The sequence below is a fragment of the Agromyces sp. NPDC055661 genome (assembly GCF_053618135.1).
In genome coordinates, this window is record NZ_JBSHHC010000002.1 from 746,596 (window position 1) to 768,069 (window position 21,474).

Annotated in this window: 21 protein-coding genes; 19 read left to right on the plus strand and 2 right to left on the minus strand. The window is 71.9% G+C overall.

The window, feature by feature from the left end; genetic code table 11:
* Positions 1–26 precede the first annotated feature (26 nt).
* From alaS to nusB, 10 genes are all read left to right on the plus strand, one after another.
* The gene (gene alaS / locus ACWGO8_RS17065; RefSeq protein ID WP_452044177.1) at positions 27–2,684 is read left to right on the plus strand and encodes an alanine--tRNA ligase; all 2,658 of its coding nucleotides are present in this window, start codon (positions 27–29) and stop codon (positions 2,682–2,684) included.
* A 4-nt stretch (positions 2,685–2,688) separates the two neighbouring features.
* Positions 2,689–3,165 (plus strand): Holliday junction resolvase RuvX, encoded by a 477-nt coding sequence (gene ruvX, locus ACWGO8_RS17070; RefSeq protein WP_376954882.1) that lies wholly within the window; start codon positions 2,689–2,691, stop codon positions 3,163–3,165.
* Positions 3,162–4,535, plus strand: coding sequence for an endolytic transglycosylase MltG (gene mltG / locus ACWGO8_RS17075; protein ID WP_452044178.1), 1,374 nt, complete (start codon positions 3,162–3,164; stop codon positions 4,533–4,535). The genes ruvX and mltG overlap by 4 nt, the downstream gene beginning before the upstream one ends.
* Positions 4,528–5,355 (plus strand): shikimate dehydrogenase, encoded by an 828-nt coding sequence (locus tag ACWGO8_RS17080; protein WP_452044179.1) that lies wholly within the window; start codon positions 4,528–4,530, stop codon positions 5,353–5,355. Before mltG ends, ACWGO8_RS17080 begins: the two co-directional genes overlap by 8 nt.
* A gap of 24 nt (positions 5,356–5,379) precedes the next feature.
* Positions 5,380–6,600, plus strand: a complete 1,221-nt coding sequence (gene aroC / locus ACWGO8_RS17085) for a chorismate synthase (protein ID WP_452044180.1) — start codon at positions 5,380–5,382, stop codon at positions 6,598–6,600.
* The gene (locus ACWGO8_RS17090; RefSeq protein ID WP_452044181.1) at positions 6,593–7,111 is read left to right on the plus strand and encodes a shikimate kinase; all 519 of its coding nucleotides are present in this window, start codon (positions 6,593–6,595) and stop codon (positions 7,109–7,111) included. Before aroC ends, ACWGO8_RS17090 begins: the two co-directional genes overlap by 8 nt.
* Complete coding sequence (gene aroB / locus ACWGO8_RS17095; protein ID WP_452044182.1) at positions 7,108–8,193, plus strand: 3-dehydroquinate synthase; 1,086 nt, start codon at positions 7,108–7,110, stop codon at positions 8,191–8,193. Before ACWGO8_RS17090 ends, aroB begins: the two co-directional genes overlap by 4 nt.
* A gap of 85 nt (positions 8,194–8,278) precedes the next feature.
* Complete coding sequence (locus ACWGO8_RS17100) at positions 8,279–8,719, plus strand: type II 3-dehydroquinate dehydratase (RefSeq protein WP_452044183.1); 441 nt, start codon at positions 8,279–8,281, stop codon at positions 8,717–8,719.
* 77 nt (positions 8,720–8,796) lie between these two features.
* The gene (efp, locus tag ACWGO8_RS17105; RefSeq protein ID WP_376954876.1) at positions 8,797–9,360 is read left to right on the plus strand and encodes an elongation factor P; all 564 of its coding nucleotides are present in this window, start codon (positions 8,797–8,799) and stop codon (positions 9,358–9,360) included.
* A complete protein-coding gene (gene nusB, locus ACWGO8_RS17110) occupies positions 9,360–9,773 on the plus strand; it encodes a transcription antitermination factor NusB (RefSeq protein ID WP_452044184.1) in 414 nt (137 codons plus the stop codon). Before efp ends, nusB begins: the two co-directional genes overlap by 1 nt.
* Positions 9,774–9,786: 13 nt before the next feature.
* Here the strand turns inward: nusB and ACWGO8_RS17115 are convergent, their stop codons facing one another.
* Complete coding sequence (locus tag ACWGO8_RS17115) at positions 9,787–10,407, minus strand: hypothetical protein (protein ID WP_452044185.1); 621 nt, start codon at positions 10,405–10,407, stop codon at positions 9,787–9,789.
* Between the two features lie 229 nt (positions 10,408–10,636).
* Here ACWGO8_RS17115 and ACWGO8_RS17120 point away from each other — a divergent pair, with 229 nt between their 5' ends.
* A complete protein-coding gene (locus ACWGO8_RS17120) occupies positions 10,637–11,173 on the plus strand; it encodes a DoxX family membrane protein (RefSeq protein WP_452044186.1) in 537 nt (178 codons plus the stop codon).
* Positions 11,174–11,242: 69 nt separating this feature from the next.
* Here the strand turns inward: ACWGO8_RS17120 and ACWGO8_RS17125 are convergent, their stop codons facing one another.
* A complete protein-coding gene (locus ACWGO8_RS17125; protein ID WP_452044187.1) occupies positions 11,243–11,647 on the minus strand; it encodes a DUF6855 family protein in 405 nt (134 codons plus the stop codon).
* A 149-nt stretch (positions 11,648–11,796) separates the two neighbouring features.
* Between ACWGO8_RS17125 and pyrR the strand changes: the two genes are divergently transcribed.
* Genes pyrR through gmk form a run of 8 tightly spaced genes read left to right on the plus strand, consistent with a single transcriptional unit; the run spans position 11,797 to position 21,449 of the window.
* Complete coding sequence (pyrR, locus tag ACWGO8_RS17130) at positions 11,797–12,336, plus strand: bifunctional pyr operon transcriptional regulator/uracil phosphoribosyltransferase PyrR (protein WP_452044188.1); 540 nt, start codon at positions 11,797–11,799, stop codon at positions 12,334–12,336.
* Positions 12,336–13,286 (plus strand): aspartate carbamoyltransferase catalytic subunit, encoded by a 951-nt coding sequence (locus tag ACWGO8_RS17135; RefSeq protein ID WP_452044189.1) that lies wholly within the window; start codon positions 12,336–12,338, stop codon positions 13,284–13,286. The genes pyrR and ACWGO8_RS17135 overlap by 1 nt, the downstream gene beginning before the upstream one ends.
* Entirely contained in the window at positions 13,286–14,626 is a 1,341-nt protein-coding gene (locus ACWGO8_RS17140) for a dihydroorotase (RefSeq protein ID WP_452044190.1), read from the plus strand. The genes ACWGO8_RS17135 and ACWGO8_RS17140 overlap by 1 nt, the downstream gene beginning before the upstream one ends.
* Positions 14,619–15,176, plus strand: coding sequence for a PH-like domain-containing protein (locus tag ACWGO8_RS17145; protein ID WP_452044191.1), 558 nt, complete (start codon positions 14,619–14,621; stop codon positions 15,174–15,176). The genes ACWGO8_RS17140 and ACWGO8_RS17145 overlap by 8 nt, the downstream gene beginning before the upstream one ends.
* Positions 15,169–16,356 carry a glutamine-hydrolyzing carbamoyl-phosphate synthase small subunit gene (carA, locus tag ACWGO8_RS17150; RefSeq protein WP_452044192.1) on the plus strand — a complete coding sequence of 396 codons (1,188 nt, stop codon included), beginning with the start codon at positions 15,169–15,171 and terminating at the stop codon, positions 16,354–16,356. Before ACWGO8_RS17145 ends, carA begins: the two co-directional genes overlap by 8 nt.
* The gene (gene carB, locus ACWGO8_RS17155) at positions 16,356–19,643 is read left to right on the plus strand and encodes a carbamoyl-phosphate synthase large subunit (protein ID WP_452044193.1); all 3,288 of its coding nucleotides are present in this window, start codon (positions 16,356–16,358) and stop codon (positions 19,641–19,643) included. The genes carA and carB overlap by 1 nt, the downstream gene beginning before the upstream one ends.
* The gene (gene pyrF, locus ACWGO8_RS17160; RefSeq protein WP_452044194.1) at positions 19,640–20,524 is read left to right on the plus strand and encodes an orotidine-5'-phosphate decarboxylase; all 885 of its coding nucleotides are present in this window, start codon (positions 19,640–19,642) and stop codon (positions 20,522–20,524) included. Before carB ends, pyrF begins: the two co-directional genes overlap by 4 nt.
* Positions 20,517–21,449 (plus strand): guanylate kinase, encoded by a 933-nt coding sequence (gene gmk / locus ACWGO8_RS17165; RefSeq protein ID WP_452044195.1) that lies wholly within the window; start codon positions 20,517–20,519, stop codon positions 21,447–21,449. The genes pyrF and gmk overlap by 8 nt, the downstream gene beginning before the upstream one ends.
* The last annotated feature ends 25 nt before the right edge of the window (positions 21,450–21,474 follow it).

Genomic DNA, 21,474 nt, shown 5'->3' on the forward strand with positions numbered 1-21,474 from the left:
TCGCGCCGCTGAACCAGAACGGAACCATGCAGACCGCAGACATCCGCCAGCGCTGGCTCGACTTCTTCGCCGCGCGCGGCCACACCGTCGTGCCCTCCGCCTCGCTCGTCTCCGACGACCCGACACTGCTCTTCACGGTCGCCGGCATGGTGCCGTTCGTGCCGTATCTCACGGGGCTGGTGCCGTCGCCGTACCCGCGCGCGACGAGCGTGCAGAAGTGCATCCGCACGAACGACATCGAGGAGGTCGGCAAGACCCCTCGGCACGGCACGTTCTTCCAGATGAACGGCAACTTCTCGTTCGGCGACTACTTCAAGGAGGGGGCGATCAGCCTCGCCTGGGAGCTGCTCACGACGCCCGAGGCCGACGGCGGCTACGGATTCGAGCCGAAGGACCTCTGGGTCACCGTCTACAAGGACGACGACGAGGCCATCGAGCTCTGGAAGAAGGTCGCGGGGCTGCCCGACGACCGCATCCAGCGCCTCGACAAGGACACGAACTACTGGCACACCGGCCAGCCCGGCCCGGCCGGCCCCTGCTCGGAGATCTTCTTCGACCGCGGACCCGAGTACGGCATCGACGGCGGTCCCGCCACCGACGACGACCGCTACGTCGAGATCTGGAATCTCGTGTTCATGCAGTACCTCATCGACGACGTGAAGTCGAAGACCGACTTCCGCATCGTCAAGGAGCTGCCGAAGAAGAACATCGACACCGGCATGGGGCTCGAGCGCGTCGCGTTCATCAAGCAGGGTGTCGACAACCTGTACGAGATCGACCAGGTCCGACCGGTGCTCGACCGTGCTTCCGAGCTCTCGGGCCGCCGCTACGGCGCCGATCACGAGGACGACGTGCGCATGCGCGTCATCGCCGACCACGTCCGCTCGGCGCTCATGCTCATGAGCGACGGCGTGAGCCCGTCGAACGAGGGCCGCGGTTACATCCTGCGCCGCCTGCTTCGCCGCACCATCAGGGCGATGCGCCTGCTCGGGGTCGAGGGCCCGACGTTCCGCGAGCTCTTCGCGGCGTCCCGCGACGCCATGAAGGCGGCGTATCCCGAGGTCGCACGCGACTACGCGCACATCGAGCAGCTCGCGCTCGGCGAGGAGGAGACGTTCCTCCGCACCCTCGCGGCGGGCACGTCGATCCTCGACGGCGCGGTCGCGTCCACGAAGCAGTCGGGTCGCGACGAGCTCGCGGGCGACACCGCGTTCCTGCTGCACGACACCTACGGCTTCCCGATCGAGCTCACGCTCGAGATGGCCGAGGAGGCCGGGCTGTCGGTCGACCGCGGCGCGTTCGACGAGCTCATGACGGCGCAGCGCACGCGCGCGAAGGCCGACGCGAAGTCGAAGAAGAAGGTGCTCGCCGACCTGTCGGTGTACGGCGACTTCCGCGCCAAGGGCGAGACGATCTTCACGGGCTACTCCGAGCTTTCCACCGAGTCGACCGTGCTCGGCATCCTCGTCGACGGCCAGCCGGCGCCCGTCGCGCTGGCGGGCCAGACGGCGGAGGTCATCCTCGCCGAGACCTCGCTCTACGCGGAGTCGGGCGGCCAGGCCCCCGACCAGGGCCGCATCGTCGGCGACGGCTTCGAGCTCGAGGTGCTCGACGTGCAGAAGCCCGTGAAGGGCCTCATCAGCCACACCGTGAAGGTGACCTCCGGCGAGGTCGCCGTCGGCGAGCACGCCACCACGCTCGTCGACGAGGACTACCGCCGCGGCGCGACGCAGGCGCACTCCGGCACGCACATCGTGCACGCGGCGCTGCGCCAGGTGCTCGGCCCCAACGCGCACCAGTCGGGCTCGTTCAACAAGGCCGGCTACCTGCGCCTCGACTACGGCTGGAACTCGGCCCTGTCGCCCGAGACCCGCAGCGAGATCGAGGAGATCTCGAACAACGCGATCCGCGACAACCTGCCGGTGCTCACCCGGGAGATGCCGCTCGACGAGGCGAAGTCGCTCGGCGCCATGGCCCTGTTCGGCGAGAAGTACGGCGACGTCGTGCGCGTCGTCGACATCGGCGGCCCGTGGTCGCGCGAGCTCTGCGCGGGTACCCACGTGGTGTCGAGCTCCGAGATCGGCATGATCAACATCGTCGGCGAGTCGTCGGTCGGCGCGTCGAACCGCCGCGTCGAGTCGCTCGTCGGTCGCGAGGCGTTCCAGCGGTTCGCAGCCGAGCGCGCGCTCGTCAACGAGCTCAGCACCAGCCTGAAGACGCGGCCCGAGCTGCTCGTCGACCGCGTCGGCGAGCTCGTGTCGAGCCTGAAGTCCGCCGAGAAGAAGATCGCGCAGTTCGAGGCGCGGGCGCTGAGCGACCGCGTCCCCGCCCTCGCGGCGAACGCGGTGCGCACGGGCGACGTGCTCCTCGTGGCCGAGACGGTCGGACGCCTCGGCTCGGGTGACGAGCTGCGGTCGCTCGCGACCGCGGTGCGGTCGAAGCTCGGCGACGCGGCATCCGTCGTGGCACTCGCGGCCGACGTCGGCGGCAAGCCCGTCGCGATCGTGGCCACCTCGCCCGCCGCACGGGACGCCGGCGTGAACGCCGGACCGCTCGCGAAGGCGATGGCCACGGTGCTCGGCGGAGGCGGCGGCGGCAAGCCCGACCTCGCGCAGGGCGGCGGCAGCGACGTGTCCGCGATCCCGGCGGCGCTCGACGCGGTGAAGCACGAGCTCGGCCGGTAGGCCCATGCGCTCGGGAGCGAGACTCGGCATCGACGTCGGGCGAGCCCGGATCGGCGTCGCACGCTGCGACGCCGGCGGGCTGCTCGCCGTTCCCGTCGAGACGGTCGCGCGCGACGTCGACGGCGACGCCGACGTCCGACGCATCCTCGAGCTCGCCGAGGAGTTCGACGCGATCGAGCTCGTGGTCGGCAATCCGCTCTCGCTGTCGGGCGCGCCGACGGCCTCGACCGACGACGCGATCGCCTTCGCCGGGCGGCTCGCGGCGGCGGGCTCGGCCGTGCGGCTGGTCGACGAGCGGCTCTCTACGGTGAGCGCGCAGCAGGCGCTGCGGGCCTCGGGGAAGTCGAGCCGAAGTCAGCGTCCCATCGTCGACCAAGTTGCAGCCGTTATCATTCTGCAACACGCCATCGACACGGAGCGGGCGTCGGGCCGGGAGCCCGGCCGCCTGATCACGACAGACGAAGGGTCGTCCCCCCTGTGACCCACCTTCCCCACGAGCCGCGCGGCGCCGCGCCGAGCGAGGTGACGGACTGGCACGCGCTCCTCGCCGGAGACACCCCCGACGCCGCGAACGGCTCGGCCACCGGGCCGACCTCGACGATCGGTTCCGGGGGAGCGGGCGACCAGCCGATGACCCGACGTGAGGCGCGCGAGGCGGAGCGCCGGGCCGTCGAGGAGCCCGAGCCCGAGGTGTACGAGCCGCGCAAGCCGTCGCGCGCCGAGCGGCGCGCCGCCGCGGCGACCGACTTCCACGACCACGATCCCGAGCACGCGCGCACCAAGCGCCGCGGCCCCTGGGGATGCCTCGTCGGCCTCGTCGTCGTGGCTGCACTCGCGGTCGGCGCGTTCTTCTTCCTGCAGGGGCCGATCAACGCGGTCATCGAGCGCTTCACGCCCGCGGCCGACTACTCCGGCACGGGCACCGGCGAGGTGACCTTCATGATCCACGAGGGCGACACCGGATCCTCGATCGCCCAGAACCTCGTCGACGAGGGCGTCACCGCCTCCTACGACGCGTTCTACGACCTCCTGCTCGAACAGAGCCCCGAGCCCGAGTTCCACCCCGGGGCGTACCGACTCGCCGAGGAGATGAGCGCAAAGGCTGCCCTCGACGCCCTCATGGATCCGGCGAACAAGCTCGAGAACACGTTCGTGATCCCCGAGGGCACGGCCATCGACGACGTGCTCGTCGCGATCTCGGAGGGCACCTCCATCCCGCTCGAGGACCTCCAGGCCGCCGCCGCGGAACCGCCCGCGAACTACGGCCTGCCCGCCGAGGCGACCATGCTCGAGGGCTTCCTGTTCCCCGCGACCTACACGCTCGATCCCGACATCGACGCGCACGGCGTGCTGCAGACCCTCGTCGACCGCCAGTTCGAGGCGCTCGACGCTGCGGGCGTGCCGGCCGACCAGCGCTGGCACACGATCGTGCTCGCGTCGATCGTGCAACGCGAGGCCGGCTCCAACCTCGACGACTTCCCGAAGGTCGCCCGGGTCTTCCAGAACCGCCTCGACCAGGGCATGAACCTCGAGTCGGATGCCACGGTGGCGTACGGCACCGGCAACACCCACACGGTCTGGACCACCGACGCCGAGCGCGCCGACGCGTCGAACCCCTACAACACGTACGCCAACCCCGGCCTCCCCATCGGACCCATCGGCAACCCGGGCGACGTCGCGATCAACGCGGCCGTCCATCCCGCCGACGGAAGCTGGCTGTTCTTCGTCCCCGTGAACCTCGCGACGGGCGAGACGGTGTTCTCGACCACGGTCGAGGAGCACGAGGCCGCGGTGGCGCAGTTGCAGGCCTGGTGCGCCGCGAGCGAAGAGAACGCCGCCTACTGTGAGTGACGCGGCGACGCGCCTCGCGGTGCTGGGTTCGCCGATCTCGCATTCGAAGAGCCCTGCGCTGCACCGCGCCGCCTACGAGCAGCTCGGACTCGACTGGGTGTACACGGCGATCGAGCTCGACGGCGCCGGGCTGCCGGAGTTCCTCGACACGCGGGACGCGTCGTGGCGCGGTCTCTCGCTCACGATGCCGCTCAAGCAGGACGTGCTGCCGCTCCTCGACGAGGTGGACGAGCTCGCCACGCTCACGCACGCGGCCAACACCGTACTGCTCGTCGACGGGGTCCGACGCGGCTTCAACACCGACGTCGGCGGGATCGTGCGCGCCCTCGGCGAGGCCGGCTGCGAGCTGGTGCGCCACGGCGTGCTCGTGGGCGGGGGAGCGACCGCGGCATCCGCCCTCGCGGCCATGGCCGAGCTCGGCGCCGCGACCGTGCAGGTGCTGCTGCGCCGGCCCGAGGCGGGCGGGCCGATCGTCGACCTCGGCGCGCGGCTCGGGCTGGCCGTCGACGTCCGTCCGATCGCCGACCTCGCGACGCTCGAGGAGGCCGACCTCGTGGTGAGCACGCTTCCCGGGGGCGCGGACCCGGGCGTCGAGGCATCCGCCGGCCTGCGTCGCGCGACGTTGTTCGACGTCGCCTACGCGCCCTGGCCCACGCGGCTCGTGTCGCAGTGGCTCGAGGCCGACGGCACGGTCGTGCACGGGCTCGGGATGCTGCTGCACCAGGCCCTGCTGCAGGTGCGGATCTTCACGTCGGGCGACCCGTTCCAGGCGCTGCCCGACGAGGCGGCGGTGCTGGACGTCATGCGCCGCGCGCTCTGAGCGCGCTGTGGAAGGATGGAGTCCATGCTCCGTTGGCTCACTGCCGGAGAGTCGCACGGCCCTGAGCTCGTCGCGATCCTCGAGGGTCTTCCCGCCGGTATCCCCGTCTCGCTCGACTCCATCCGCGCCGATCTCGCGCGCCGCAAGCTCGGGTACGGGCGCGGCGCCCGCATGAAGTTCGAGCAGGACGAGCTCGCGATCTCGGGCGGCGTGCGTCACGGCGAATCCCTCGGCAGCCCGATCGCCCTGCGCATCGGCAACACCGAGTGGCCGAAGTGGCAGGAGGTCATGAGCCCCGAGCCGATCGACCCCGAGAAGCTCGGACGCGGTCGCGGCGCGCCGCTGACCCGCCCGCGCCCGGGCCACGCCGACCTCGTCGGCATGCAGAAGTACGACTTCGACGAGGCCCGTCCGGTGCTCGAGCGGGCGAGCGCCCGCGAGACCGCGGCGCGCGTCGCCCTCGGCGCGGTCGCCCGCGGGTTCCTCGGGGAGCTCGGCATCCGCCTCGTGTCGCACACCATCGCCGTGGGCCCGGTGCGCGTGCCCGAGGACCGCCCGCTGCCGGTGCCCGACGACGTCGACCGCCTCGACGCCGACCCCCTGCGGTGCTTCGACGAGGAGACGTCGGCCCGCATGGTGGCCGAGGTCGACCTCGCGCACAAGGAGGGCGACACGCTCGGCGGGGTCGTCGAGGTGCTCGCCTACGGCGTGCCGCCGGGGCTCGGCTCCTACGTGCACTGGGACCGCCGGCTCGACGCGCAGCTCGCCGCAGCCCTCATGGGCATCCAGGCGATCAAGGGCGTCGAGGTCGGCGACGGGTTCACGACCACGACCCGACGCGGCTCGGCGGCCCACGACGAGCTGCACCTCAGCGACGGGCGCATCGTCCGCGCCAGCGATCGCGCCGGCGGCACGGAGGGCGGCATGTCGACCGGCACCGTGCTGCGGGTGCGCGCGGGCATGAAGCCCATCGCGACCGTGCCGCGCGCCCTCCCGACGATCGACATCGCGACCGGCGAGGCGGCGCCCGCGCACCACCAGCGCTCCGACGTCTGCGCCGTGCCCGCCGCGGGCGTCGTCGCGGAGGCCATGGTCGCACTCACCCTCGCCAACGCGGTGCTCGAGAAGTTCGGGGGCGACTCGGTCGGCGAGACGCGTCGCAACCTCGAGTCGTACCTCGCGTCCATCCCCGAGGCGCTCCGCACCGAGATCGCCTCGGCGGACACCGCTGCCGATCGTGTCTGAGGGCGCCCGCGTCAGCCTGCCCATCGTGCTCATCGGCCCGATGGGCGCCGGCAAGTCGCGCGTCGGACATCGGCTCGCGGCATCCGCCGGCGCGCCGTTCATCGACACCGACCAGCGCATCGTGGAGCGGTACGGGCCCATCGACGAGATCTTCGAGCGCGAGGGCGAGGAGTACTTCCGCATCATCGAGCGGGAGGTCGTCGCCGAGGCCCTGCACGAGGAGGCCGTGATCTCGCTCGGCGGCGGCGCCGTGCTGCACCCCGACACCCGCGCCGACCTCGCCGACCTCCAGGTGGTGCTGTTGCGCGTCACCCCCGAGGCGGTCGCCCCGCGGCTCTCCGGCGGCAACCGTCCGCTCATCGCCGAGGGCGGTATCGGCGCGTGGACGGCCATCTTCGAACAGCGCGAGCCCATCTACGCGGAGCTCGCGGACCTCGACATCGACACGTCGCGCCGCTCGGTCGCACGCATCGTCGACGACATCACCGGGCGCTTCGGAGGAGCAGCATGACGGCAGGCGAGACGCGCACGGCGATCCGGGTGGGCGGCGACACGGGATACGACGTGGTCGTGGGCCGCGGCGTCGTCGCGGAGCTCGGCGACGCGCTCGGCCCGAACGTGCGGAAGGTGCTCGTCGTGCACGCCCCGACCCTCGGCGCCCGTGCGGCGGCGCTGCGCGAGGAGCTCGGCGACCGCTTCGAGGTGCTGCTCGCCGAGGTGCCCGACGCCGAGGCGGGCAAGCGCATCGAGGTCGCCGCGTTCTGCTGGCAGATCCTCGGGCAGGCCGACTTCACGCGCAGCGATGCGATCGTCGGGCTCGGCGGCGGGGCGATCACCGACCTCGCCGGATTCGTCGCCGGCACCTGGCTGCGCGGCGTGCGGGTCGTGCAGGTGCCCACCACCGTGCTCGGCATGGTCGACGCGGCCGTGGGTGGCAAGACCGGCATCAACACGAACGAGGGCAAGAACCTCGTCGGCGTCTTCCACGCGCCCGCCGCGGTGCTCTGCGACCTCGAGCTGCTGGAAACGCTGCCGCGCAACGAGATCCTCGCCGGCTTCGCCGAGATCGTGAAGGCCGGGTTCATCCGGTACCCCGAGATCCTCGACGTCATCGAGGCCGATCCCGAGCTCGCGACCGACCCGACGTCGCCCGAGTTCCGACGGGTCGTCGAGCTCGCCATCCGGATGAAGGCCGACGTGGTGTCCGAGGATTTCACCGAGCAGGGCCTGCGCGAGATCCTCAACTACGGCCACACCCTCGGCCACGCGGTCGAGCACGCCGAGCGCTACCAGTGGCGGCACGGCGCGGCGATCTCCGTCGGCATGGCGTTCGCGGCCGAGCTCGGCCGTCTCTCGGGCCGCCTCTCCGACGAGGTCGCCGACCGGCACAAGCGCGTCCTCGACCTGCTCGGCCTGCCCACGAGCTACCCTGCCGGCCGGTGGAACACGCTCCTCGCGACCATGCAGCGCGACAAGAAGGCGCGCGGCGGACAGCTCCGGTTCATCGTGCTCGACGACCTCGCGAAGCCGACCGTGATGCAGGCGCCCGACCAGTCGCTGCTGTTCGCCGCGTACCAGGAGATCGGGTCCTGAGCGGGCTCGAGGGCCGCGAGGTCCACGGATCTCGAGACGCCTGCTCCGCGCGCTCCTCGACCGGCGGGCTGGCTAGGCTGGCCGCATGACCACGATCCTCGTGCTGAACGGGCCCAACCTCGGACGCCTCGGCACGCGCGAGCCCGAGGTGTACGGCTCGGAGACGCTCGCCGACATCGGCGCGGGGCTCGCGGCATCCGTGCCCGACGACGTCGAGATCGACCTGCGGCAGACCGACGACGAAGCCGAGCTCATCGGCTGGATCCACGAGGCCGTCGACCGACGCCTGCCGGTGGTGCTCAACCCCGCCGCGTTCACGCACTACAGCTACGCGCTGCGCGACGCGGCGGCGCAGCTGAAGCAGGCGGGCGTGCCGCTCGTGGAGGTGCACCTCTCGAACCCGCACGCACGCGAGGAGTTCCGCCACACGAGCGTGATCTCGGGCGTCGCGACCGGCGTGATCGCGGGCTTCGGCGCCGACTCCTACCGCCTCGCGGTCGACTGGGTCCTGCGTACGCTCGGCTGAGTCGACTACACTCGATCAGTCGCACGCGAATCCGTCGTGCCCTCTGACTTCCCACGATCGATCGGAACCCCTTCCCCATGGCAAGCACCGCGGACATCAAGAACGGCGTCGTCCTGAGCATCGACGGCCAGCTCTGGAGCGTCATCGAGTTCCAGCACGTCAAGCCCGGCAAGGGCGGCGCGTTCGTCCGCACGAAGCTCAAGAACGTCGTGACCGGCAAGGTCGTCGACCGCACGTACAACGCGGGCGCCAAGGTCGACATCGAGAACGTCGACCGCCGCGACTTCACCTACCTCTACAACGACGGCGACGGCTTCGTGTTCATGGACGCGACCGACTACGACCAGATCACGGTGCCGTCGACGGTCGTCGGCGACGCCGCCAACTTCATGCTCGAGAACCAGGCCGTGACGATCGCCCTGAACAACGGCAACCCGCTCTACGTCGACCTCCCCGCCTCGGTCGTGCTCGAGATCACCTACACCGAGCCCGGCCTGCAGGGCGACCGCTCGACCGGCGGCACCAAGCCCGCGACCGTCCAGACCGGGTACGAGATCCAGGTCCCGCTCTTCCTCGAGACCGGCACCAAGGTCAAGGTCGACACCCGCTCGGGTGAGTACCTCGGCCGCGTGAACGACTAGTGAGCGCCCGCACCAAGGCGCGCAAGCGCGCGCTCGACATGCTGTACTCGGCGGACATGCGCCAGGTCCCGGTCGAGCAGGTGCTGGCCGCCGAGGCCGAGCGCGCCGTCAACGAGCCCGAGCGCCAGGCGTCGTGGCTGTACGCCCGTGAGATCGTCGACGGCATCGTCGACCACCGCGAGGAGATCGACGAGCTCATCATGACGCACTCGCGCGGATGGACCCTCGAGCGCATGCCGGCGGTCGACCGCGCGCTGCTGCGGATCGGCGTCTGGGAGATCCTCTACAACGACGAGGTGCCCGACCCCGTGGCGATCTCCGAGGCCGTCGAGGCGGCGACCGTGCTGTCGACCGACGACTCGGCCGGTTTCGTGAACGGCCTGCTCGCGGCGATCTCGCACGCGAAGGCCTAGTCGGCGCGGCGCCTCAGTTCCATTCGGGAGGTCCTGCCGGCCTCGGCCGTGGCGGCTCCACCGCCCATCGCGGCGCGAACCCGGCGAGCACGGCGGCCTCGAGCCCGAGGCCCACGAGGCTGCCATGCGGCCAGTAGCCCAACGCGATGGTCGCGACCACGATGACGGCGAGCGTCGATCCGACGAGGATCCGCTCCCACACGGGGATGCCGCGACCCCGCGGCGCGGCGAACGCCACGACGAGGCCCCACAGGCCGATGGCGAGCAGGGCGAACGCCTCGGCTCCCCAGAGCAGGTGCACCGGGGCATCCGCCGGGTGGTTGAGGTAGCTCAGCAGGGTGATGGGCGCCGCCGCGAGCAGGAGCGCGCCGAGCACGCGACCGCTCCAGCCGAGGGCCGCGAAGACGGGCCCGGTCGCGAACCAGAGCAGGGCGAACGACACGGATGCCGCGGCGCCGAACACGAGGTACGCGTCCGACGAGCCCGTGGCGGGGAGCGCCTCGCGCAGCCCCTGGTAGACCGGCATGGCGTCGAGGGCGCGCAGCCAGGCCGGTGCATCGGCACCCGACCAGGCCGTCTGCTGCGGCGGCAGGAGGAAGAACGCCCACGCGGCGGCGACGAGGGCGATGACCACGCTCCACATCCTCGCGGGGTGTCGTCGCATGTGCCGAACCTAGCCGGATCCGCCCATCGCCGGGGCCGTCGGCACGTGGTGACCCCGGCACGGATCGAGGGTTAACCCTCTCCGGATTCCCACGAGAACCCCGATCCGCCGGGGTGGGGCGCACCGGTTCACTGGATATCGCCGCACTGCTGCGAGCCGTTCCCACTCGAATCCACGCTCTGGAAGGAGCACCTTCGTCATGTCCACGATCCCCGCCACCACCCCCGGGCTCCAGCCCATCGGCCCCCGTCCCGTCCCGGTCCCGCGCATCGGCGTGCTCGACCGCCTCGCCGCGCTCGAGGCGATGCTGAAGGCGTTCCTCGAGCGCTGGAGCATCCCCGCGCTGCGCGTCGCCCTCGGCCTCGTGTTCGTCGCCTTCGGCGTGCTGAAGTTCTTCCCCGGCGTGAGCCCGCTCGAGTCGCTCGTCGAGGCGACCTGGGGCGTCCTCACGTTCGGCCTCGTCGGCGGCCAGCTCGCGCTCGTGCTCACCGCGATCATCGAGACCGTCGCCGGCCTCGCCCTCATCTCGGGCGTGTTCGCGCGCTTCGGCCTCGTCATGCTCGCGATCGCGTTCGTCGGCATCCTCTCGCCGCTCGTGTTCTTCCCGGGCGAGCTGTTCACCGCCTCCGGGCCCACACTGCTCGGGCAGTACGTGCTGAAGAACGTCGTGCTCATCGCGGCCGCCCTCGTGGTCGCCTCGAAGGCGCTCCACGGGCCGGTGCGGTCCGCACGATGACGGAGATCCGTTCGCACCTGCGAGGGGCGGAGCGCGACGCGCTCCGCCCTTCGGCGTCCCACGGGTCGATCAGGTCGCGCGCATGCGGTTGTTGCGGGCGTCGTGCGTGAGCTCGGCGAGGCCGAGCGCCTCGAGCAGGGGCGGCAGGTACATGCCGAACCGGCCGCGGTAGCCCTTGCGCAGGCCGTACCAGCCGCCGACGGGGTTGTCCTCGGACCGGCCCCATGCCTCGACCGTGCCCTCGGCGGCCGGCTTCTGCTCGTCGGCGGCGCCGAGCGGCACCCAGTCGCCCTGCTCGCGCAGCCACGCCGCGAGGTCGTCGATCGCCGACAGGTGGTACTTCAGCGTCGTCGATCCGACGACGCAGACGAGCGCCGGCGGATCTGCCGACTCGTCGCGGTACATCGTGTAGGACGACGTCCCGGGTGGCGTCGTCAGCTGCCAGGGATCCTCGGCGGTGCCGCTGCCGGCCATGGTGCTCTCCGTCCTCGCGACGGGCGCCGCGCCGCGCCCGATGCCGCCGATGCTACGCCGGTGCCGCGCGGGCGGCCATCGCCCGGCTGGTAGGCTCTTCGGGAAGGCAACCTTGAAGCCCGTCCTGTGAGGCGGAGAAGGGAGTCCGCATGGCTGTGCGCACCGTGCTGCAGCAGGCTGACATCGATCGGGCGATCACTCGCATCGCCCACGAGATCCTCGAATCCAATCGCGGAGCCGAACGGCTCGTCCTCCTCGGCATCCCCACCCGTGGCGTCGTGCTCGCCGAGCGCCTCGCCGCGATCATCGGCCGCATCGCGGCATCCGACGTGCCGGCCGGCGCGCTCGACGTGACCATGTACCGCGACGACCTCGACCGGCACCCGACGCGCGCGCCGCAGCCGACCTCGGTCCCCGCCGGGGGCATCGACGGAGCCACCGTGGTGCTCGTCGACGACGTGCTCTACTCGGGCCGCACGATCCGCGCCGCGTTCGACGCGCTCGCCGACCTCGGCCGGGCCAGGGCCGTGCGGCTCGCCGTGCTCGTCGACCGCGGGCACCGCGAGTTCCCGATCCGTGCGGACTTCGTGGGCAAGAACCTGCCGAGCTCGGCGCGCGAGCGCATCCACGTGCGCCTCGCCGAGATCGACGGCGACGACGCCGTCACCATCGACGGGGGCGAGGACTGATGCGCCACCTGCTCTCCACGAAGGACCTGGCCCGCGACGACGCCATCGCCCTGCTCGACATCGCCGAGGACATGGCGGCCGTGCAGGAGCGCGAGATGAAGAAGCTGCCGACGCTGCGCGGCAAGACGGTCGTCAACCTCTTCTTCGAGGACTCCACGCGCACCCGCATCTCGTTCGAGGCGGCCGCCAAGCGCCTCTCGGCCGACGTCATCAACTTCAGCGCCAAGGGCTCGAGCGTCTCGAAGGGCGAGAGCCTGAAGGACACCGCGCAGACACTCCAGGCGATGGGCGCCGACGGCGTCGTCATCCGCCACCCGGCCTCGGGCGCCCCGCAGACGCTCGCCACGAGCGGGTGGATCGACGCGGGCGTCGTGAACGCCGGCGACGGCACGCACGAGCATCCGACCCAGGCGCTCCTCGACGCGTTCACGATCCGGCGCCGCCTGCACGGCAGCGCGTCGCGCGGGCGCGACCTCGACGGCGTCCGCGTGGTGATCGTCGGCGACATCCTGCACTCGCGCGTCGCCCGCTCGAACGTGTGGCTGTTGGACACGCTCGGCGCAGAGGTGGAGCTCGTCGCCCCGCCGACGCTCGTGCCGGTCGACACCGCCGGTTGGCCGGCGCGCGTCGGCTACGACCTCGACCCGGCGCTCGCGGGCGAGCCCGAGGTCGTCATGATGCTCCGCATCCAGGCGGAGCGCATGCAGGCCGCGTTCTTCCCGAACAGCCGCGAGTACGCACGCACGTGGGGGCTCGACGACGCCCGGTTCGACCGGCTGCCCCCGACTACGATGGTCATGCACCCCGGCCCGATGAACCGTGGGCTGGAGATCGCCGCCCGCGTCGCCGATTCGCCGCAGTCGACGGTGCGCGAGCAGGTCGCGAACGGAGTATCAGTGAGAATGGCCGCCCTCTACGTGCTGCTGTCCGGCGAACGGGGTGAGGGCTGATGACCGAGCGCTTCCTCATCACGGGTGCGACCCTGCCCACGGGCGAACGCGCCGACCTGCTGCTCGCCGACGGCGTCATCGCCGAGGTCGGCGGCGACGCGGATGCTGCGGGCGCGACGGTCGTCGACGCGGACGGGCTCATCGCCCTCCCCGGCCTCGTCGACCTGCACACGCACCTGCGCGAACCCGGCTACGAGCAGAGCGAGACGGTGCTCACCGGCACGCAGGCCGCGGCCGCCGGCGGGTTCACCGCGGTGTTCGCCATGGCCAACACCTTCCCGGTGGCCGACACCGCCGGCGTCGTCGAGCAGGAGGCGAGCCTCGGCCGCGACGCCGGCTATGCCACCGTGCAACCCATCGGCGCGGTCACCGTCGGCCTCAAGGGCGAGCAGCTCGCCGAGCTCGGCGCCATGGCCCGGTCCCGCGCCCACGTCCGCGTGTTCAGCGACGACGGGTTCTGCGTCTCCGATCCGCTGCTGATGCGACGCGCCCTCGAGTACGTCAAGGCGTTCGACGGGGTCATCGCCCAGCACGCGCAGGAGCCGCGCCTCACGCAGGGCGCCCAGATGAACGAGGGTGCGCTCTCGGGCGAGCTCGGACTCGCGGGCTGGCCCGCCGTCGCCGAGGAGTCGATCATCGCGCGCGACGTGCTGCTCGCCGAGCACGTCGGCAGCCGCCTGCACGTGTGCCACGTGTCCACGGCCGGATCGGTCGAGGTGATCCGCTGGGCGAAGGCCCGCGGCATCGACGTCACCGCCGAGGTCACCCCGCACCACCTGCTCCTCACCGAGGACCTCGTCTCGAGCTACGACCCCCGCTACAAGGTGAACCCGCCGCTCCGCCGCGCCGAAGACGTCGAGGCCCTGCGCGCCGCGCTCGCCGACGGCACCATCGACATCGTCGCCACCGACCACGCCCCGCACCCGGTCGAGGCGAAGGAGAGCGAGTGGGACGCGGCCGCGAACGGCATGGTCGGCCTCGAGTCGGCGCTGTCGGTCGTGCACGCCGCGGTCGTCGAGAACGGCCTGCTGGACTGGGCGGACGTCGCGCGCGTGCTCTCGGCCACCCCGGCCCGCATCGGGCGGCTCGCCGGCCACGGGCAGGCCATCGCCGCCGGCGCGCCCGCGGAGGTCGTGCTCTACGACCCGGCAGCGGCATCCGAGTTCGGCCTCGACCGCCTCGCCGGGCGCAGCGTGAACTCGCCCTACCTCGGACGTCGTCTGCCCGGGCGCGTGGTCGCCACGTTCCACGCCGGCTACGCGACCGTGCTCGACGGCGCGGTGCGCCCCGCCGACGAGGTCGCGCGCCTCGCCGCCCAGCGGGAGGTCGCCCGTGGGTGAGTGGATCGGCGCGGTCGTCGCCGTCGCGATCATCGCCGTGGTCGCGTGGCTCATGATCCGGTCGTGGCGGCGACGCACCGAGCGCGACGAGACGCTCTCGGCATACCCGGTGCCCGCCACCCTGCCGGCGCCGATGTTCGAGACCGAGGTCCTCTACGTGGCGACGACGCCGGCGAGCCAGCCGCTCGAGCGGCTCGCGGTGCAGGGGCTCGCGTTCCGCGGCGCCGCCCGCATCGAGCTGTCGCCCGAGGGCCTCGTGCTCCGGATCGCGGGGGAGCCGCCCACGTGGCTGCCCGCCGAGCGCCTCGTCGCCGCCGGCGAGGCCACCTACGCGATCGACCGGGGCGTCGAGCCCGAGGGCCTGATCGCCGTCACGTGGATCGCGCACACGGCCGACCCCGAGGCCGAGGCACCGCACGTCGACAGCTACCTCAGGGCCCGGTACCCGGGCGACCCGGCGCGCATCATCGCCGCCGTCAACGACATCGCCGCCGCGCACGTCGCGACGCGGCCGGACCAGCAACAGGAGAGCGAGGCCTCGGATGACTGAGACCCTGACCCGCACGAACGAGCCCGCCGTGCTCGTGCTCGAGGACGGACGGCGGTACGAGGGACGCGCCTACGGCGCCCGCGGCGTCACGCTCGGCGAGGCGGTCTTCGCGACCGGCATGACGGGCTACCAGGAGACCCTGACCGACCCGTCGTACGCCGGCCAGATCGTGATGATGACCGCGCCGCACATCGGCAACACGGGCATGAACGACGAGGACATGGAGTCCTCGAAGCTGTGGGTGGCGGGCTTCGTCGTGCGCGACCCCTCCCGGGTCGTGTCGAACTTCCGCTCGCAGCGCAGCCTCGACGACGACCTCGAGGCGGCGGGCGTCGTCGGCATCAGCGGCATCGACACCCGCGCGGTCACCCGCCACATCCGCTCGGCGGGCGCCATGCGCGCCGGGATCTTCTCGGGCGACGCCGCGGTGCTCACGCACGGCGAGCAGCTCGAGCTCGTGCTCGGCGGCGCCGAGATGGCCGGCCGCAACCTGTCGGACACGGTGTCCACGACCGAGTCGTACACGCTGCCCGCCCAGGGCGAGCGCGTCGGCTCGGTGGCCGTGCTCGACCTCGGGGTGAAGCGGTCGACGTTGGACTTCCTCGCCGAGCGCGGCTTCGACGTGCACGTCGTGCCGCAGTCGGTGACGGCGGAGGAGGTGCTCGCGCTCGAGCCCGACGCCCTGTTCTTCTCCAACGGGCCCGGCGACCCGGGGGCATCCGACCGGCACGTCGAGCTGCTGCGCACCACCCTACGCGAGGGACTGCCGTACTTCGGCATCTGCTTCGGCAACCAGCTGCTCGGGCGCGCGCTCGGCTTCGGCACCTACAAGCTGCCGTTCGGCCACCGCGGCATCAACCAGCCGGTGCTCGACAAGGCCACGGGCCGGGTCGAGATCACGGCGCACAACCACGGCTTCGCCGTCGACGCGCCCATCGACCGCGTGAGCGAGTCGAGCGAGGGCTTCGGCCGTGTCGAGGTCAGCCACTACGACCTCAACGACAACGTCGTGGAGGGGCTGAACTGCCTCGACATCCCGGCGTTCTCGGTGCAGTACCACCCCGAGTCGGCGGCCGGCCCGCACGACGCCAACTACCTCTTCGACCGGTTCCGCGACATGGTCATCCGGACGTCGACCAGCACAGCCACCGATCGGACCACCGAGGGAGACCACGCCTGATGCCCAAGCGCGACGACATCCAGAGCGTCCTCGTCATCGGGTCCGGCCCGATCGTCATCGGACAGGCCGCCGAGTTCGACTACTCCGGCACCCAGGCGTGCCGGGTGCTGCGCGCCGAGGGCGTGCGCGTCATCCTCGTGAACCCGAACCCGGCCACGATCATGACCGACCCCGGCTTCGCCGACGCCACCTACATCGAGCCGATCACCCCCGAGATCATCGAGTCGATCATCGTGAAGGAGCGACCCGATGCGGTGCTGCCGACGCTGGGCGGCCAGACCGCGCTCAACGCGGCGATCGCGCTGCACGACGCCGGCATCCTCGACAAGCACGGCGTCGAGCTCATCGGCGCGAAGGTCGACGCCATCCGCAAGGGCGAGGACCGGCAGCTCTTCAAGGACCTCGTGATCGAGGCCGGCGCCGACGTGGCGCGCTCGCACGTGGCGACGACGCTCGAGCAGGCAAAGGAGTTCGCCAAGGACCTGGGGTACCCCCTCGTGGTGCGCCCCTCGTTCACCATGGGCGGCCTCGGCTCGGGCTTCGCGTACACCGAGGAGGAGCTCGTCCGCATCGTGACGCAGGGCCTGCACGATTCGCCCACCACCGAGGTGCTCCTCGAGGAGTCGATCCTCGGCTGGAAGGAGTACGAGCTCGAGCTCATGCGCGACACGGCCGACAACACGGTCGTCGTCTGCTCGATCGAGAACGTCGACCCGGTCGGCGTGCACACCGGCGACTCGATCACGGTGGCGCCCGCGCTCACCCTGACCGACCGCGAGTACCAGCGCCTCCGCGACATCGGCATCGACATCATCCGCGCCGTGGGCGTCGACACCGGCGGCTGCAACATCCAGTTCGCGGTGAACCCCGAGACCGGCCGGATCATCGTCATCGAGATGAACCCCCGGGTGTCGCGGTCGTCGGCGCTCGCGTCCAAGGCCACGGGCTTCCCGATCGCGAAGATCGCCGCGAAGCTCGCGATCGGCTACCGCCTCGACGAGATCCCGAACGACATCACGCGCGTGACGCCGGCGAGCTTCGAGCCGACGCTCGACTACATCGTCGTGAAGGTGCCGCGGTTCGCGTTCGAGAAGTTCCCCGCCGCCGACCCGACGCTGACGACGACCATGAAGTCCGTGGGCGAGGCCATGGCGATCGGCCGCAACTACGCCACCGCGCTGCAGAAGGCGCTGCGCTCGCTCGAGAAGCGCGGGTCGTCGTTCCACTGGGGCGACGAGGACCGCAGCGTCGCCGAGCTCGTCGAGGCGAGCCGCACGCCCACCGACGGACGCATCGTGCTCGTGCAGCAGGCGTTGCGCAAGGGCGCCACGGTCGAGGAGCTGTTCGAGGCCACCAAGATCGACCCGTGGTTCCTCGACCAGATCGTGCTCATCAACGAGGTGGCGCAGGCCGTGGCGAACGCCGAGGCGCTCGACCACGACACGCTGCTGCTCGCGAAGGACCACGGCTTCTCGGATGCGCAGATCGGCCAGCTCCGCGGCTTCGGCGAGGCCGACGCCCGCGAGGTCCGCCACATCCTCGGCATCCGGCCGGTGTACAAGACCGTCGACACCTGCGCGGGGGAGTTCCCGGCGCTCACGCCGTACCACTACTCGAGCTACGACCTCGAGACCGAGGTGGAGCCGAGCGACCGCCGCAAGGTCGTCATCCTCGGCTCGGGCCCGAACCGCATCGGGCAGGGCGTCGAGTTCGACTACTCGTGCGTGCACGCGTCGTTCGCGCTCTCCGAGGCCGGATTCGAGACGATCATGATCAACTGCAACCCCGAGACGGTCTCGACCGACTACGACACGAGCGACCGCCTCTACTTCGAGCCGCTCACGCTCGAGGATGTGCTCGAGGTGATCCACGCCGAGTCGCAGACCGGCGAGCTCGTCGGCGTCGTCGTGCAGCTCGGCGGCCAGACGGCGCTCGGGCTCGCGAAGGGCCTCGAGGCGGCCGGCGTGCCGATCCTCGGGACGAGCCCGTCGGCCATCGACCTCGCGGAGGAGCGGGGGCTCTTCTCCGGCATCCTCGACACGGCCGGGCTGCTCGCCCCGCGCAACGGCACGGCGATCGACCTCGCCGGCGCGGTGCACGTGGCCGAGGGCATCGGCTACCCCGTGCTCGTGCGCCCGAGCTATGTGCTCGGCGGTCGCGGCATGGAGATCGTGTACGACACCGCGTCGCTCGCGGACTACTTCACCCGCATCGAGGGCCAGGGCATCGTCGGCCCGAGCCACCCGCTGCTCGTCGACCGCTTCCTCGACGACGCCATCGAGATCGACGTCGACGCGCTGTACGACGGCACCGACCTCTACATCGGCGGCGTCATGGAGCACATCGAGGAGGCCGGCATCCACTCCGGCGACTCGAGCTGCACGCTGCCGCCCGTCACGCTCGGCCGCGCCGAGGTCGACCGCGTGCGCGTGGCGACCCGCGCCATCGCCGAGGGCGTCGGCGTGCGGGGCCTGCTCAACGTGCAGTTCGCCGTCGCCGCGGGCGTGCTCTACGTGCTCGAGGCGAACCCGCGCGCGAGCCGCACCGTGCCGTTCGTGTCGAAGGCGCTCGGCATCCCGCTCGCCAAGGCCGCTTCGCGCATCATGGTGGGGGCGACGATCGCCGAGCTGATCGCCGAGGGCATGCTCCCGGCATCCGACGGCTCGAGGGTGCCGTTCGACGCGCCCGTCGCCGTCAAGGAGGCCGTGCTGCCGTTCCACCGCTTCCGCACGCGCGAGGGCATCATGGTGGACTCGGTGCTCGGCCCCGAGATGCGCTCGACGGGCGAGGTCATGGGCATCGACCGCGACTTCCCGACCGCGTTCGCGAAGAGCCAGTTGGCGGCCTACGGCGGGATGCCGCTGTCGGGCACGGTCTTCGTCTCGGTCTCCGATCGCGACAAGCGCGCCATCATCCTCCCGGTCCTGCGCCTGCAGCAGCTCGGGTACGACATCGCGGCGACCGAGGGCACCGCGGAGGTGCTGCGCCGCAACGGCATCCGCGCGCGCGAGGTGCTGAAGTTCAGCGACAAGCCCACCGCCGATGCGTCCTCCGTCGTGGAGCTCATCCACCTCGGCGAGGTCGACGTGGTCGTGAACACCCCGAGCGGCCGGTCGGCACGCGCCGACGGCTACGAGATCCGCGCCGCGGCGGTCGCGGCCGACATCCCGTTGTTCACGACGATCGCCGAGCTCTCGGCGGCCGTCGCCTCGCTCGACGCCGTGCGCGGCGGGTTCGAGGTGACGAGCCTGCAGGAGTACGGCGCCCGCCGGGAGGTGCCCGCGTGAAGGCCGACAGCGTGACGCCGTTCGGCGAGCGGCTCGAGGCCGTCTTCGCGGCCTACGGCCATCTCTGCCTCGGCCTCGACCCGCACGCGTCCGTGCTCGCAGCCTGGGGCCAGCCCGACTCCGCCGAGGGCGTGCGAGAGCTCGGCCTGCGCGCCATCGAGACGGCGGCGGGTCGGATCGGCATCGTGAAGCCGCAGGTCGCGTTCTTCGAGCGGCACGGCGCGGCGGGCTACGCCGTGCTCGAGCGGCTACTCGCCGAGGCGCGCGACGCCGGCCTCCTCGTGATCGCCGACGTGAAGCGCGGCGACATCGGCTCGACCGTCGAGGCCTACGGCGAGGCGTGGCTGCGCCCGGGGTCGAGCCTCGAGGCCGACGCCATGACGATCAGCGCCTACCAGGGCCTCGGCTCGATCGAGCAGGTCATGACCTCCGCCGAAGCCGCGGGCAAGGGGCTCTTCGTGCTCGCCGCGACCTCGAACCCCGAGGCCGCCGCCATCCAGCGGGCCGTGCTGCAGCAGTCCAGCCGCGCCGGCTCCACGGTCGCGCAGGCCATCACGCAGGGCGTGGTCGGCTGGAACCAGGGGCGCACGGATGCTGCAGAGCACGCGGTCGGCTCGATCGGCGTCGTGTTCGGCGCCACCACAGACCTCCCGTCGGCCGGCATCGACATCGACGGCGAGCCGCCGCGCCCGGGCCTGCCGGTGCTGGCGCCCGGGTTCGGCCACCAGGGGGCGGAGCCCCGCGACATCCGGGCCCGCTTCGGCTCGTACGCCGGGGGCGTGGTCGCGAACGAGTCGCGGTCGCTGCTCATGGCGGGGCCCGACGGATTGGGCGACGTCCTCGCGCGTCGCGTCGACGAGTACGGAGCGGCGATTGCCTGACACCACCACGACGAAGACCGCCGGCCCCTCGAGCCCGCCCGAGGTCGACCGGGTCGCGGCATCCCGCGCCGCCGTCGCCGCGCGCCGGGCCCGAGCCGCCGTGAAGGCCGACATCGCGAGCGGCCTGCGCAGCCCGCTCGACGTGCTGCGCGTCGCCTACGAGGCGCCCGAGGGGGTCGAGGGCCGCCTGCGCGTGCCCGAGTTCCTCACGTCGATCCCTGCGATCGGCGCGACGAAGAGCGCGCGCATCATGCAGGACCTCGAGATCGCGACGTCGAAGCGCCTCGGCGGCCTCGGGCGCCTGCAGCGCCGCCGGCTGCGCGAGTTCGTCGCCGAGTGGATCGCCACCCACGGCGGCACGGGCGACCGCCTCGTCGTTCTCGCGGGCCCGACGGCCGTCGGCAAGGGCACCGTGGCCGGCTACATCCGCCGTCACCACCCCGACGTGCGGCTCTCGGTGTCGGCCACCACGCGTGCACCGCGTCCGGGCGAGGTCGAGGGCGAGCACTACTTCTTCGTCGACGACGCCGAGTTCGACCGCATGGTCGACACGGGCGAACTGCTCGAGTGGGCGACCGTGCACAACGCGTACCGGTACGGCACGCCGCGCCGCGCGGTCGAGCAGGCGATCGCCGCCGGCGACAGCGTGCTGCTCGAGATCGACATCCAGGGCGCCCGTTCGGTGCGCCGCGCGATGCCCGAGGCGACGCTCGTGTTCCTGCTGCCGCCGACGTGGGACGAGCTCGTGCGCCGCCTCGTCGGCCGCGGCACCGAGAGCCCCGCCGAGCAGCAGCGCCGGCTCGAGACCGCGAAGGTCGAGCTCGCGGCCGTCGACGAGTTCGACCACCAGGTGGTCAACCACGACGTCGGCGAGGCCGCGCAAAAGGTCGTAGACTTGATGAGGCCCCGCAAGGGTCGGCGTTGAGCTGCCCGGGCTACGACTTTCCGCG